Consider the following 14,390-nt stretch of genomic DNA (forward strand, 5'->3'; position numbering starts at 1 on the left):
GAAGATAAAAAATATTCTGGAATGCAGTGAAAAATTACAGCGCGTTTTCATATTTTTTCGAAATTCAGAAATTGTGCAAAATAATTATGGAATACGAAACAACAGCGTGTTAAAATATTGTCAAAAAGTCATTTGGGAGAGAAAAGAATGCGAAGGTATTCTTGAACGGGGGAGATATGGATCAAGATAATAAAAAAAATGCAGACATGTTATTGACAAAAGAAACAGCTGGTAAGCTCCTGCATATATTTCTGAATATGGGAGAAAAACTCATGGGATGCGGCGCGGAAGTGAAGCGTGTGGAAGATACACTGATCCGTCTGGGAAATGCGTATGGTGCAGTGAAAATGAATGTATTCGTAATCACTTCCAGCATTGTAGTTACGATGGAACTGCCCGGAGGAGAGAGAATTACACAGACAAGAAGAATCCTGGGCGCGGGAGGAACGGATTTTACAAGGATGGAGTGTCTGAATGAATTGAGCAGACGGTGCTGTGAACACCCTATGAATCCGGAAACGTTTCAGTATGAGATGGAGCATTTGAAAAAGGCACCCGGTGGTCTTTTGTTGTATGCAGGAAGTGCACTGGCCGCAGGAAGCCATGCGGTTTTTTTTGGCGGAACACTGATTGATGCGATGTTTGCCGCAGTATTCGGAATCCTGATATGTTACCTGCAGAAGGTTCTTCCGAAAATATGTCCGAACAATATGATTTTTAATCTGACGGCGGCCTTTTTCGCCGGATCGGGAATCTGTGCTGTGGGAAGAGCACTTCCGTTTCTGCATACTGACAAAATCATGATTGGTGATATTATGCTTCTTATTCCGGGGATTGCGATGACGAACTCGATTCGTGATATTCTGGTAGGGGATACGATATCGGGCCTTATGAGATTGATAGAAAGTATTCTGTGGGCCGGAAGTCTGGCGTGCGGATTCATGACGGCGATTTTGCTGATTGGGGGTTAAAAAATGAAAGAAATCATAGTACAGCTTTTTATGGCTTTTTCTTGCTCTTTGGGTTTTGCTATTGTGTTTGGCGTCAGGGTTGGACTTATGATACCGGCTTCTCTGGGGGCGACGCTGAGCTGGGCGGTTTATCTGATTGGTATTCACTATGAAAAAGGAATTTTTATTTCCTGCCTTGCCGGAGCTGCAATGGCAGCACTCTATGCTGAGATTCAGGCGCGTGTCTGGAAGGCTCCTGCAACTTTATTTCTGGTGCCGGCTCTGATACCTCTGATTCCGGGAAGCACGCTGTATTATACGATGAGCGGCGTGGTAGGAAGAAACTGGGAGATGGCAAGTGATTACGGGAGCAGGACATTGCAGTATGCGTTGGCAATTGCGGCGGGCATCAGTCTTGTATGGGCGGTAACCTCTATGATTTTTTATATAGTAAAAAAAGGAAATGAATAAAAATAAAAAAAGGCTTATCGGGCCTTTTTTTATTTGACATACATAAGTGCCCGGTATTATAATATACTTAGCAATACAAAGTATATGAGGTGATGATTCTGAACGATAAATATGAGACGCAGATGAAGAAGGGAGTTCTTGATATGCTGGTGCTCAGACTGCTCAAAGAGGAGGAAAAGTATGGATATCAGATTATCAGTGAGCTGAAGGAAAAAAGCAATGGAAGATTCGCACTGAAAGAAGGGACTTTGTATCCGGTGCTTTATCGCCTGGAGAATGACCGTTTGGTAGAGAGCCGGTGGAGTGAACCGACAGGGAAGCAGGCATCCAGAAAATATTACGCACTGACACCGCAGGGAGAGACCGAGCTTTGCGAGATCGAGAAGGTATGGAGCGAGATTACGGACAGTGTAAGAATGATCATGGAGGAGTCGTAATATGAATGAGAGATTCGATGAGAAGCAGTATGTTCAGCAGGTTGTAAAGATGCTTAAGTGTTCCAAAGAGAAGAAGGAAGAGATACGCAGGCAGCTGGAGGCTGATATCAGGGATGCGAGAGAACGAAATGAAAGTGATGCAGAGATAAAACAATCTCTTGGTTCACCGGTTGCGATGGCAGAGGAATTCAATCGTACTTTCCCGGAAAGCGAAGGAAGAAAATACAGGAAGGCTAAACGGATTCGCATTCTTCTCTTGATTCTGGGAATCGCAGTGATCGTGGCAGTGGTTGTATATCGTATGCTTCCCAAGGGTGTACCGATTGAAGAAAGCAGTATCTTTAAGGAAACAGAAGTGGAGGCTCAGTCTGAGAAACTCATTGCTCTTCTGGATGGAGGGGATTATGAGGCGATGGCAGAGATTGCAACTTCGGAAATGCAGCCTTACCTAACCGAAGAAAAAATGGAAGAAGCAAAGAAAACGATTGGCGACGATTGGGGAACATTCCGGAATTTTGGGAAAACGTATATGACAGAAATAAGGCAGAATGGGCAAAGCTTTGCCATGGTACAGATGAATGCTTCTTATGATAATGTAAGTGTCACCTATACCTTAACGTTTGATGTCGAGATGAAGCTGGCGGGAATCTATATGAAATGATTCGGGGATAACGGTTTCTTAGAATAATATGAATTTTGAAAAGTGAGATGTGACAAGGAGGGGAAGAAAATGGGTTTCTGGATATTTATGCTGGTAATGAATTTGTTGATTCCGATCACTATGATTGGATTCGGAAAAATGTTTATGCGAAACAGTCCGAGAGCAATCAACGGGATCTTCGGTTACCGGACGGCAAATTCCATGAAGAATATGGATACATGGCAGTTCGCGCACAAGTATTTCGGAAAAAGATGGTATAAGCTGGGATGGCTGATTCTGCTACCGTCTATACTGGGGATGATACCGGTGATCGGGAAGGATGACGATATTGTGGGAATTGTGGGATCGGTTATCATAACGATACAGTGTGTGGTGTTGATCCTTCCGATCTTCTCGACGGAAAAAGCTTTAAAAAGAACCTTTGATAAAGACGGAAAACGGATCAACAAGGAAGAATGGGAGGATGAGTAGGATGACTGAGGCTGGAATTGGATTTATCATATGGGCACTGGCGGGAGCCGCATTTATCGGATTGGGGATATATTGTATTTTCAGCAAAAAGTCTGCCACATTTGGATTCTGGGCAAATGCGAAGATGTTCGAAGTGGAAGATGTGCGGGGCTATAATCGGGCATTGGGAAAATTGTGGTGTGCATACGGAATCGGTTTTATCCTGCTTGGGATTCCTTTGGTTAACTACGAGCAAAATTCTCCGGTAATCCTGCTGTCTGTAATCGGTGTGATGGCTGAGACCATTGCGGTTATGGTAGTTTATATAACGAAGATCGAAAAAAAGTACCGGAAAAAGTAAAAACAGAGAAATCTTAATTATTTTGCAGAAATACTGGAAATATGTCGTATGGTTGGTTATAATTAATCTGATAAATCGTCGCATAAAAATAAGTACAAGTTATAAAAGGAGAATCAGACATGGATATGTTATCTATTGAAAAAGAACTGCAGAGCAATTCTTATCCGGGAAGAGGTATTATCATCGGCAAGTCTGCTGACGGAACCAAAGCGGTAACTGCTTATTTTATCATGGGCAGAAGTGAGAACAGCCGCAACCGTGTATTTGTGGAAGAAGGAGAAGGGATCCGTACACAGGCTTTTGACGAGTCAAAGCTGACAGACCCGAGCCTGATCATTTATGCACCGGTTCGTGTATTGGGGAATAAGACGATCGTAACGAACGGAGATCAGACAGATACGATTTATGAAGGCATGGACAAGCAGATGACATTTGAACAGTCCCTGAGAAGCCGTGAGTTCGAACCGGACGGACCGAACTATACACCTCGTATTTCCGGTATTATGCATATCGAAAGCGGAAGATATAACTATGCAATGTCTATTTTGAAGAGCAACAATGGCAATCCGGAAGCATGCAACCGTTATACATTTGCGTATGAGAATCCGGTGGCCGGAGAAGGACATTTCATCCATACTTACAAATGTGACGGCAATCCGCTGCCGAGCTTTGAAGGAGAACCGAAGCTGATCGCAATTCCGGATGATATGGATGCATTTACGGACACATTATGGAACAGCCTGAATGAAGACAATAAGGTTTCACTGTTTGTCAGATATATTGACATCGCAACCGGTAAATATGAGACCAGAATTGTAAATAAGAACAAATAAGCAAAAGGAGCATATGTCATGAATGAATTAGAATTAAAATACGGATGTAACCCGAACCAGAAACCATCACGTATCTATATGAAGGACGGAAGTGAGCTTCCGATCAAGGTGTTATGCGGACGCCCGGGATACATCAACTTCCTCGATGCATTTAACGGATGGCAGCTTGTCAGCGAGCTGAAGAAAGCGACCGGACTTCCGGCGGCAACTTCATTCAAGCACGTATCTCCGGCAGGAGCGGCAGTCGGACTTCCGCTCGACGAGACACTGGCGAAGATTTACTGGGTGGACGATCTGGGAGAACTCTCTCCGCTTGCAAGTGCTTATGCGCGTGCGAGAGGTGCGGACAGAATGTCTTCTTTCGGTGATTTCATTTCTTTATCTGATGTGTGTGATGTAGATACCGCAAAGCTGATCAAACGCGAGGTTTCCGATGGTGTGATCGCACCGGGATATGAACCGGAAGCACTGGAGATCCTGAAACAGAAGAAGAACGGTAATTATAATGTGATCCAGATCGATCCGGATTATGTGCCTGCTCCGCTGGAACACAAAGATGTCTTCGGCATTACCTTTGAACAGGGAAGAAATGAATTGAAGATCGATGAAGATTTCTTCGCAAATGTAGTGACTGAGAATAAGGAAATTCCGAAAGAAGCGAAGATCGATCTTGCAATCTCCATGATTACGTTGAAATATACACAGTCCAATTCTGTATGCTATGTAAAGGGCGGACAGGCAATCGGTATCGGAGCAGGACAGCAGTCCCGTATCCACTGTACTCGTCTTGCCGGACAGAAGGCAGATAACTGGTGGCTGAGACAGTGCCCGAAGGTTCTGGAGCTTCCGTTCAAAGAAGGAATCAGACGTGCAGACAGAGACAATGCGATCGATGTGTACATTGGAGATGAATACATGGATGTGCTGGCAGACGGCGCATGGGAGAACATCTTCACAGAAAAGCCGGAAGTCTTCACAAGAGAAGAAAAGAGAGCATGGCTTGATAAGATGACCGATGTTTCTCTTGGATCCGATGCGTTCTTCCCATTTGGCGATAACATTGAGAGAGCACATAAGAGCGGCGTGAAATACATTGCACAGCCGGGCGGATCTGTGAGAGATGATAATGTTATTGAGACATGTAATAAATATGGAATGGCGATGGCATTTACCGGAATCCGTTTGTTCCATCATTAAAAATGCAGCTTATGTGTGTATCATAAGAATAAAAAAATCCCGTGGGTTCACGGGATTTTTTTTTGCCCTGAAATTAGCAAATGTTATGAAACTTATAACTCTGAAAAAACGACAAAAACAGACAATTGTAGTAAAATTTTGAACAAAAACAGAAGTTTGAAGATTTATTATCCGTATGTCGGGTCATAGAATAGGAAGGGAGAAAAGGAAAAGCAAAGGAAAAGCAAAGGAGGCATATCTGTGGGTATATTAGAAATTCTTTTGATTTCTATAGGTCTTTCGCTGGATGTGGTGGTTGTGCACGTCTGTGTAGGAGCAGGGTTTTCCAGACCTCACAAACGGGATGCACTGATATCGGGGATTCTGTTCAGTGGTTCTCAGCTTCTGGCGCTTCTTCTGGGAAATGCGGTTGCCTGGGTTCTGAGACCGGGGAAGGCAGGAGAGGAACGACTCTTTGCTGCGGCAAACAGTTGGGAAATAGGTTCCGTTTTCATTTTTATCGGACTTGGAATCTATATGCTTCTGAAGGCAGAGAAGAACGAAACGGTATTTGAGAGGAGAAATGACCAGATCAACTGGAAACGTATGGGGATGCTTGCGGCAGCGACTAGTGTGGATGCATTGTTTGCGGGAATCGGGATTGGATTCTGGAACGTGGATTTTGCGAACCAGATGCTGATTATGGGCCCCATCACAGTGATCCAGTCCATTCTGGGAATCTATATCGGATACCGGCTGGGATGTGAACACAACCGAAGAACCTATGGAATAGGCGGAATTATGCTTTTAATTGCAGGATTTGATATTGCGGTCACCTGTATACTCCGATAGGAGAAAGCAAAACATTTTATTTTTCATCTTTTTGTTTCGAGAGGAGAAAGAATATGAGTGAATTGACACACAGAGCTGCAAGGGCTACATTCGGAAAAACAATTGATGTGGTAATCAAACATGTAAACAAAGACAGAGAAAAAGGGTTTCTGGAAATGGTGGACCTGACGGAAAGGTATATGGGGGATCATTTTCCAAAGTCTGCCTATGAGGGAGCGAGAAAATTGATCCAGGACCCCGAATCAAAATGGATGAAATATGTGGAGTGTCTTTTGAAAGAAATTGATCCGAACGTGATCCGGCAGACCGCATTGAATCTTGGAGTTGAAGCGGCACTCAACGGTACAAAGAAAATAAGAAGTATGCGTGAAGTGCATCAGTGTAATATTCCGTGGCTGATCCTGATGGATCCGACAAGTGCCTGCAATCTGCACTGCACCGGCTGCTGGGCGGCCGAATATGGTCACAAGATGAATCTTACATATGAAGAAATGGACCGGGTCATCACACAGGGCAAAGAACTTGGGATTTATTTCTATATGTATACGGGTGGAGAGCCCTTGGTGAGGAAGAAAGATATCATTCGGTTGTGTGAAAAACACTATGATTGCGCATTTCATGCCTTCACGAACGGAACGCTTGTGGATGAGGAATTCTGCGAAGAAATGAGAAGAGTCGGGAACCTCTCGTTATCGATCAGTCTGGAAGGGTTTGAGGAGGTTAATGACCTAAGGCGCGGAGCGGGTGTGTTTGATAAAGTCATGCATACAATGGATCTGCTGAAAAAGCATGGTCAGATTTTCGGCACTTCAATCTGCTATACAAGCAAAAATATTGAGACGGTCACTTCCGATGAGTTCTTGGATATGATTATTAAAAAGGGATGCCGTTTTACATGGTATTTTCACTATATGCCGGTCGGAAATGATGCCGCACCGGAGTTGATGCCGACCAGGGAACAGAGGGAATACATGTATCACAGAGTCCGGGAGATCCGTGGAATGTCCGGTGGAAAACCGATCTTTGCGATGGATTTCCAGAATGACGGAGAGTATGTGGGAGGATGCATTGCAGGAGGAAGAAATTATTGCCATATTAATGCCAACGGAGATGTGGAACCTTGTGTTTTTATCCACTATTCTTCTGCAAATATCCGGGAAATGACGCTTCTGGATGCTCTGAAACAGCCGCTTTTCATGGCGTATCGTGACCGGCAGCCATTCAATACGAACCATCTGCGTCCGTGTCCGATGTTGGAAAATCCGGAGATACTTCAGGAAATGATCCGGGAGAGCGGTGCGAAATCTACGGATCTGATGTCACCGGAAAGTGCAGAGCATCTCTGTGGAAAGTGTGTGGAGTATGCGGCAAGCTGGCAGAAGACGGCAGATGAACTCTGGGAAAAACATCCGCGTCAGACAAAAGGATATACAAATTATAAAAAGAAAACGGCTGTGCATTCCTGAAATGCTGGCGGCATAGTTTGAAAATGAGATGCTTTTGTGCTATGATAGCCATAAATGCAGTCCGGACAAGGGCAGGAGGGAGTCTGTATTTCAGGATAAATCTGTGAGAATCAGGGTGTTTACATGGAGAAGAAAAGAGAACTGACGAAGAGCCTTTTGGCGGAAAGCTTTAAGGAACTTTTGATCAAAGGATCGTTTGACAAAATAACAATTAAGACGATAACGGATCTGGCTGGAGTAATCAGACCTACATTCTATAATTATTTTCAGGATAAATATGAAGTGATGGAGTGGCTCCTGGAGACGGAAGTGTTTCAGAATGCCCGTGAAATGGTTGTATCGGATATGCCGAAGGGAGCCATACATCTGGTTTTTAAAAAGATGGAGAAAGACAGAGTATATTATCAGAAGGCATTTGAAGTGACAGGGCAGAACGGTTTTGAAGAAATACTGACTCGTCAGGTCATGGAACTGCTTGAACTCCTTCTGAATAAACATGGAGTCAAACTGGAGAAGATGCAGGGCCTCAGAAACCGGGAGACCTTCGTTCTCTTTCAAACGATTTCGGTGGTCAATGGTTTGAAATACTGGATTACAAATAAAAATACTACACTTACAGCAGATGAGGCAATGGAATTTTGCAATTTCATGATGTCACACTCGATTCTGGATATTATGGATTAGGAAGAAACTAAATGATCCGGATCAAAAAGCGCAGAAAGGAAACGATGAGGTATCTCCGGGAAAAGGGAGACCTCATTTTTTTCGCCTTTTAAGAGGCTCTTAGCGGTAGTTTAGCCTTTTTGTGTATTTACTGGACTTTACTGGAAGAAAGTGTTAAAATGATAACGTTTTTTGTAAGGGTTACCCGAAAGTAAGGATTATGAAAAAAATCTCTGATTAGCAGAATGGAGGAGAGAGATGTTTTTACTGTATTTTTTATTGTGGATTATCTTTAACGGAAATTTCACATTAGAGATATGTCTGTTTGGTATGGTTATCGCATCGGCAATGTTTGCGTTTACATGTAAATTTATGGATTATAGTATTGAAAAAGAAAAGCGAAATATGTGTCGAATCTTTCGTTTCCTGAAATATATTTGTGTGTTGGTCAAAGAGATCGTGAAAGCCAACCTTGTGGTAATTCACATGATCTTATCGGAAAAGGAGGAAATCGAGCCGGCGCTGGTAAGCTTCCATTCGGATATGAATACACCGGCAGGAAAAGCGTTCCTGGCTAATGCGATTACGCTGACACCGGGGACGATCACGGTGACTTTGGAAGAGTCGGACTATACCGTGCATTGTCTGGATGAAAGTCTGGCAGTGGGGATTGCGGATTCTGTATTTGTGGAGATGCTTAGCGAGCTGGAAGAGGAGGATGCAAAATGGGAAGAGGAATAGCAGGGCTTGATAAGATGTATCATATTGTATTTATTGCGGCGCTTATTTTTCTGGCGGTGATGCTGATGCTTTGCTTGATTCGTGCCATCATAGGCCCGCGGATTGCAGACCGGATCGTCTCGGTCAATATGATGGGAACGATCGTAATGGTGATGATTGCGATTCTCGCACTGATGCAGGAGGAAGGTTATCTGGTTGATATTTGTCTGATCTATGCGATGATCAGCTTCCTTGCAGTGATTGTGCTGACAAAGGTTTATATGGGAGTATATATCCAAAAGAAAGAAGAGGAGGAGAAGAAAAATGGCAGTCATTGAGTGGGTAAGATTTCTGGCAGGCACAGCGCTTCTGGTGAGCGGTCTGATTATTTTTGCGATTGAGATGATCGGTGTGTTCCGGTTTAAATATGTATTGAACCGGATGCATGCAGCGGCAATGGGTGATACACTGGGGATCGGCTTCTCGCTGGCAGGTCTGATTCTTATGAGTGGTTTGAATTTCACATCCTTGAAGCTTCTGTTTGTTATTGTGTTTTTGTGGTTTTCATCTCCGGTATCATCTCATCTGATCGCGAGACTCGAGGTGACGACAGACGAAGAGAAGGAAAAGCATTATAAGATTCTTTCGTTGGAAGAATTGGAGAAAGAAGTGGAGGAATAGGATATGCAGATGTTTATATGGATATTACTTAGTTTCCTTGTAGTGTGCGCAATCTCAGCCAGTCTGTCCAAGAATCTTCTGAATTCTATTTTGATATTTATGTCGTACAGCCTGATCATGTCAATTATATGGATCCTTCTGGAGTCACCGGATCTGGCAATTACGGAAGCAGCAGTTGGGGCCGGGATCACAACGGTTCTTTTTCTGGTCACTTTGAAGAAAATCCATGCAATCATGAAAGAGGATGAGGAGGAACAGAAGGATGAGTAGAAAATTAACGGATGAACAGTACCGGAAGACGAAATCCTGGAAATTCAGGCAATGGCTGGATGGGACAAAAGATCCCTATCTTGATGCAGTGGAGATGAAGCCTCAGATAGCTTATCAGGAAGACAAGAAGGCAAAACATTTACGAAGTGAGGAGAAGCGGGAAATTGTAAGGCGTGTTTACGATATAGAGCATAATGCAGAGATGAAGATATTCCGAAAAATTTATCGTATTTTCAGTGTGATCTTCTGTATCGCACTGGTATTTATGCTTCTCGTCGCCGTTTCCAATCTGCCGCCTTTTGGAAATGCCGATAATCCGGCCAATAATGAAGTCGCTGCGCGTTACATTGAGCAGGGACTTGAGGAAACCGGCGCGGTCAATCTTGTGACCGGAATGATTTTGGACTACAGAGCTTTTGACACACTGGGAGAGTCCCATGTACTCTTTATTGCAACTTGCACCGTCCTGATTCTGCTTCGGACAGACCGGAAGGAAAGCCGTGAGTATATGGAGGCAAATGACAGGACCTATGAACCGAAGAATGATGTGATCCTTCAGACGGCAGCCAGGATTCTTGTGCCGCCGATCATGATTTTCGGTGTTTATGTGGTTCTGGCAGGCCATCTGGGACCGGGGGGTGGATTTTCCGGCGGCGCCGTAATCGGAGCCGGTCTGATCCTGTATCTGAATGCATTCGGATTTGCCAAAACAGAACGTTTCTTTACAGTAAAAACCTATAAAAAGATGAGTTTTGCAGCACTGGCATGCTATAGTCTGGCAAAGAGTTATTCCTTTTATACCGGTGCGAATCATATCGAGAGCGTGATCCCGCTTGGAACACCCGGAGCGATCCTGAGCAGCGGTCTGATCCTGATCCTCAATATCTGTGTCGGGGTTGTTGTCGCAGGAACGATGTATACGTTTTATGTTATGTTCAGGAAGGGAGGCTATTAGGATGAATCTTGCAAATCTATTGAATAATTACGAAGAGGCGGTCGCAATGATTCTGTTCGGTATCGGGTTCTCGAATCTTCTATTGCAAAAGAATCTGATCAAAAAGATCATTGGACTTAATATTATGGACACGGCAACTTATTTGTTTCTTGCACTAAAGGGATATGTATCCGGAAAAAAGGCACCGATCGTTGTAGACGGGGTGCAGAGTGTGGAAGCTTACATCAATCCGATTCCGAGCGGGCTGGTGCTCACCGGAATTGTCGTTTCGGTTTCTGTGACAGCACTGATGCTTTCACTTACGATCCGGCTATACCGCCGTTATCATACGCTGGATCTGGATGAGATCACAACGCGCTTAAAGAAGGAGGGGCGGTAAATGGAATTTGTACAGAATTTTCCTTTTATGACGATCATCCTTTCGCTGTTTTCCGGACCTCTTTCTTCGGTGCTTGACGGAAAGAAAGCCAAAAGGCTGAATCTTGCCGTGATATCCCTGATTGGAATGATGTCAGCTGCCGTGCTCGGCTATGTGCTGAAGACTGGGGAACCTTATGTGTATTTGATGGGACATTTCCCCGCACCATGGGGGAATGAGATCCGTGTCGGGTATCTGGAAGCGTTTATGGCGCTGTTTTTCTGTGTGATCATGCTGCTTTGTATGATCGGCGGGGCGAAGGAGCGGGAAAACCAGATCGAGGAAACAAAACAGAATCTTTATTATGTCATGGTGAATCTGCTGCTCAGCTCACTGCTGGCACTGGTCTATACCAATGACCTTTTTACGGCATACGTGTTTGTTGAGATCAATACGATCTCTGCCTGCGGGCTGATCATGATACGGCAGAACGGAAGGACGATCGAGGCGGCGACCCGGTATATGATCATGAGCCTTCTCGGATCCGGATTGCTCCTTCTTGGAATCTGCTTTTTATATGATCTGACCGGACAGCTTTTGATGAGCAATATTCAGGAGGCGGTCCGGACGCTGTATGAGACTGGTGCATACCATATTCCGCTCCTGGTTTCTCTGGGACTGATGTCGGTAGGGCTTGCAATTAAAAGCGCACTCTATCCGTTTCATGCCTGGCTGCCGGATGCATATGGGTATTCCACTTTGTCATCTGCCGCAATTTTATCTTCACTGGTGTCAAAGGGATATATTATTTTATTGATTAAAATATTTTATCGTGTTATTGGGTTTGACATTGTGCGTGACAGCAAGGTTATCCATGTTCTCTTTGTTTTTGGAATTGCGGGAATGATCATGGGATCGTTAAGTGCGATCAGAGAGGATAATATACGGAGAATGATCGCATTTTCTTCTGTTGCGCAGATCGGTTATATTTACATGGGATTTGGACTTGGAACGCCGGCAGGTGTGCTGGCGAGTATCTACCATGTGGTTTCCCATGCCGCGACGAAATCACTGCTGTTTACGGCTGCGTCCGGACTTACGGATGCATCGGGCGGGAGTGTGCGGTATGCAGATCTGACCGGTGCAGGGTATCGCAACAAGCTTGCGGGCGTGGCATTTACGGCAGGCTCTCTTTCCATGGTAGGCTTTCCGATGTTTTCGGGCTTTATTTCCAAGCTTCTGTTTGCACAGGCGGCGGTGGGGCATACCTATAAAATGCTTCCTACGCTGATCGCTCTGGCGATCAGTACGATACTGAATGCGGTTTATTTTATGAAAACGGTTATCCGAATTTACACGCCAATGAGGGTGCCGGAGGATTCCGGAAAAGCATGTCGAATCGGAATTCTGGATCAGCCACAGAAGTCGCTGGCACTGGTATGCTTCATCATTTTGAATCTGTTATTGGGACTTTCTTCGGAACCGCTGATCCAGCTGCTTCAAAATGGTCTGGAAATGTTTCATTAGGAGGGGATTGCTATGGATAAATGGATTTTATTTCCGATTCTTCTGCCTGTCATTGCAGGAAGCGGGCTTCTGAGTTCGGCATTTCTGGAATATGTTCGGGCAGCAAAACGGCACGGCAATGGAAAAACTGCGGGATTTGCACCATCCGAAGGGAATCTGAAGCGCATTCATATTTTGACCGGGACCGTGCTGGTTCTGACGGCTGTTTCGGCGGCAGGCCTTGCGTGGACGGGAGATCGCAGCCTGATTGTGTTTCATTTGATGAAGGATATTCCGATCTGTTTTCGCATTGATGATGTGGGCAGACTGTTCGTCACGATCGTCAGTGTGGTGTGGGTAGCAGCCGGAATCTACTCTTTTATTTATATGAAACATGAGGGAGAAGAAAAAAGATATTTTGGATCGTATCTGATAGTATTTGGTATTCTTGTAGCGCTTGATTTCTCGGGAAATCTTGTGACGATGTATTTCTTCTACGAATTGATGACACTGGCATCGGTTCCGCTTGTACTTCACAATGGATCGCGGGAAGCGATCATGGCAGCACTGAAATATTTGTTTTATTCCATGTGCGGTGCATATCTCGGCCTTTTTGGAATATTCTTCCTGTATCGCTATTGTGATACGCTCACATTCACAGCGGGCGGTACGCTGAATAGAATACTGGCTCAGGGAAACCGGGAGATTCTGCTGGCAGCAGTGTTCGTTATGTTGATCGGTTTTGGGGCAAAGGCGGGCATGTTTCCACTTCACGCATGGCTTCCGGCGGCACATCCGGTGGCACCTGCACCGGCTTCGGCTGCATTGTCCGGAATCATCGTGAAATCCGGGGTCCTGGCAATTATTCGCGTGGTCTACTATATTGTGGGCACGGATTTTATCCGGGGAACCTGGGTACAGACGGCCTGGATCGTGCTAACGCTGATCACGATATTTATGGGATCCATGCTGGCGTACGGTGAGCCTGTTTTTAAGAAAAGGCTGGCATATTCGACGGTGAGCCAGATATCCTATGTTCTGTTTGGACTTGCACTTCTAACCCCGACGGCGATGGAAGGTGCGCTTCTGCACACGGTGTTCCACGCATTTGTGAAATGCGCATTGTTTCTTACTGCCGGGATCTTCATTTTCCAGACCGGGAAAACCCGTGTGGAGGAGTATCGGGGAATCGGAAGAAAAATGCCGGTTACTTTATGGTGTTATACCTTTGCCTCGCTGGCACTGATTGGGATTCCTCCGGCAAGTGGCTTTATCAGCAAGTGGTATCTTGCAGAAGGTGCGCTTCAGGCAGAAGTAGGGATTTTTAGATGGATCGGACCGGTCATTCTTCTGTTGAGTGCACTTTTGACGGCAGGTTATCTTCTACCTGTTGCTATGAACGGTTTTTTCCCGGGGAAAGAATTACGGGAAGAAGCTGATAAACAGGAACCACATGCGGCGATGCTGATTCCGCTGATCGTGCTGGCGGCGCTTGCACTGGTACTTGGCATTTGGCCCAATCCGCTGATTGAGTATGTGAGAAGGATCGCAGTAGCTGTGATGTAGAGAGGAGGAGAGGA

Annotated in this window: 19 protein-coding genes; all 19 read left to right on the forward strand. The window is 44.9% G+C overall.

Annotated features, from left to right (window positions below):
* The first annotated feature begins 176 nt into the window (after positions 1–176).
* The 19 genes from ACTNBF_RS06655 to ACTNBF_RS06745 all read left to right on the forward strand — a co-directional run bounded on the left by ACTNBF_RS06655 (position 177) and on the right by ACTNBF_RS06745 (position 14,376).
* Positions 177–971, forward strand: coding sequence for a threonine/serine exporter family protein (locus ACTNBF_RS06655; protein WP_427819663.1), 795 nt, complete (start codon positions 177–179; stop codon positions 969–971).
* A 3-nt stretch (positions 972–974) separates the two neighbouring features.
* Complete coding sequence (locus tag ACTNBF_RS06660) at positions 975–1,421, forward strand: threonine/serine exporter family protein (protein WP_427806993.1); 447 nt, start codon at positions 975–977, stop codon at positions 1,419–1,421.
* Positions 1,422–1,513: 92 nt separating this feature from the next.
* Complete coding sequence (locus ACTNBF_RS06665) at positions 1,514–1,858, forward strand: PadR family transcriptional regulator (protein ID WP_427819664.1); 345 nt, start codon at positions 1,514–1,516, stop codon at positions 1,856–1,858.
* A gap of 1 nt (position 1,859) precedes the next feature.
* Entirely contained in the window at positions 1,860–2,519 is a 660-nt protein-coding gene (locus tag ACTNBF_RS06670) for a DUF3887 domain-containing protein (protein ID WP_427819665.1), read from the forward strand.
* A gap of 69 nt (positions 2,520–2,588) precedes the next feature.
* Positions 2,589–2,990, forward strand: coding sequence for an SdpI family protein (locus ACTNBF_RS06675; RefSeq protein ID WP_427806996.1), 402 nt, complete (start codon positions 2,589–2,591; stop codon positions 2,988–2,990).
* A gap of 1 nt (position 2,991) precedes the next feature.
* A complete protein-coding gene (locus tag ACTNBF_RS06680; protein ID WP_441088920.1) occupies positions 2,992–3,330 on the forward strand; it encodes a hypothetical protein in 339 nt (112 codons plus the stop codon).
* 119 nt (positions 3,331–3,449) lie between these two features.
* Positions 3,450–4,163, forward strand: coding sequence for an IMP cyclohydrolase (locus ACTNBF_RS06685; RefSeq protein ID WP_427806998.1), 714 nt, complete (start codon positions 3,450–3,452; stop codon positions 4,161–4,163).
* A gap of 18 nt (positions 4,164–4,181) precedes the next feature.
* Positions 4,182–5,360 (forward strand): phosphoribosylaminoimidazolecarboxamide formyltransferase, encoded by a 1,179-nt coding sequence (locus ACTNBF_RS06690; RefSeq protein WP_427806999.1) that lies wholly within the window; start codon positions 4,182–4,184, stop codon positions 5,358–5,360.
* A 240-nt stretch (positions 5,361–5,600) separates the two neighbouring features.
* Positions 5,601–6,191, forward strand: coding sequence for a manganese efflux pump MntP (locus tag ACTNBF_RS06695; protein ID WP_441088921.1), 591 nt, complete (start codon positions 5,601–5,603; stop codon positions 6,189–6,191).
* A gap of 53 nt (positions 6,192–6,244) precedes the next feature.
* A complete protein-coding gene (locus ACTNBF_RS06700) occupies positions 6,245–7,657 on the forward strand; it encodes a radical SAM protein (RefSeq protein WP_427807002.1) in 1,413 nt (470 codons plus the stop codon).
* A gap of 123 nt (positions 7,658–7,780) precedes the next feature.
* On the forward strand, positions 7,781–8,341 hold the full coding sequence (locus ACTNBF_RS06705; RefSeq protein ID WP_427807003.1) for a TetR family transcriptional regulator: 561 nt from the start codon (positions 7,781–7,783) through the stop codon (positions 8,339–8,341).
* 237 nt (positions 8,342–8,578) lie between these two features.
* Positions 8,579–9,061, forward strand: coding sequence for a Na+/H+ antiporter subunit E (locus tag ACTNBF_RS06710; protein WP_427807004.1), 483 nt, complete (start codon positions 8,579–8,581; stop codon positions 9,059–9,061).
* A complete protein-coding gene (locus tag ACTNBF_RS06715) occupies positions 9,046–9,378 on the forward strand; it encodes a monovalent cation/H+ antiporter complex subunit F (protein ID WP_427807005.1) in 333 nt (110 codons plus the stop codon). Before ACTNBF_RS06710 ends, ACTNBF_RS06715 begins: the two co-directional genes overlap by 16 nt.
* On the forward strand, positions 9,365–9,721 hold the full coding sequence (locus ACTNBF_RS06720) for a cation:proton antiporter (protein WP_427807006.1): 357 nt from the start codon (positions 9,365–9,367) through the stop codon (positions 9,719–9,721). The genes ACTNBF_RS06715 and ACTNBF_RS06720 overlap by 14 nt, the downstream gene beginning before the upstream one ends.
* Positions 9,722–9,724: 3 nt before the next feature.
* Positions 9,725–9,991 (forward strand): hydrogenase subunit MbhD domain-containing protein, encoded by a 267-nt coding sequence (locus tag ACTNBF_RS06725; protein ID WP_427807007.1) that lies wholly within the window; start codon positions 9,725–9,727, stop codon positions 9,989–9,991.
* Positions 9,984–10,946, forward strand: a complete 963-nt coding sequence (mbhE, locus tag ACTNBF_RS06730; RefSeq protein ID WP_427819667.1) for a hydrogen gas-evolving membrane-bound hydrogenase subunit E — start codon at positions 9,984–9,986, stop codon at positions 10,944–10,946. Before ACTNBF_RS06725 ends, mbhE begins: the two co-directional genes overlap by 8 nt.
* A gap of 1 nt (position 10,947) precedes the next feature.
* The gene (locus ACTNBF_RS06735) at positions 10,948–11,325 is read left to right on the forward strand and encodes a sodium:proton antiporter (protein WP_441088922.1); all 378 of its coding nucleotides are present in this window, start codon (positions 10,948–10,950) and stop codon (positions 11,323–11,325) included.
* Positions 11,326–12,831, forward strand: a complete 1,506-nt coding sequence (locus tag ACTNBF_RS06740; RefSeq protein WP_427807010.1) for a complex I subunit 5 family protein — start codon at positions 11,326–11,328, stop codon at positions 12,829–12,831.
* Between the two features lie 12 nt (positions 12,832–12,843).
* Positions 12,844–14,376 carry a complex I subunit 5 family protein gene (locus tag ACTNBF_RS06745; RefSeq protein ID WP_427819668.1) on the forward strand — a complete coding sequence of 511 codons (1,533 nt, stop codon included), beginning with the start codon at positions 12,844–12,846 and terminating at the stop codon, positions 14,374–14,376.
* The last annotated feature ends 14 nt before the right edge of the window (positions 14,377–14,390 follow it).

Source organism: Bariatricus sp. HCP28S3_A4, assembly GCF_052066395.1.
GTDB lineage: Bacteria > Bacillota > Clostridia > Lachnospirales > Lachnospiraceae > Allocoprococcus.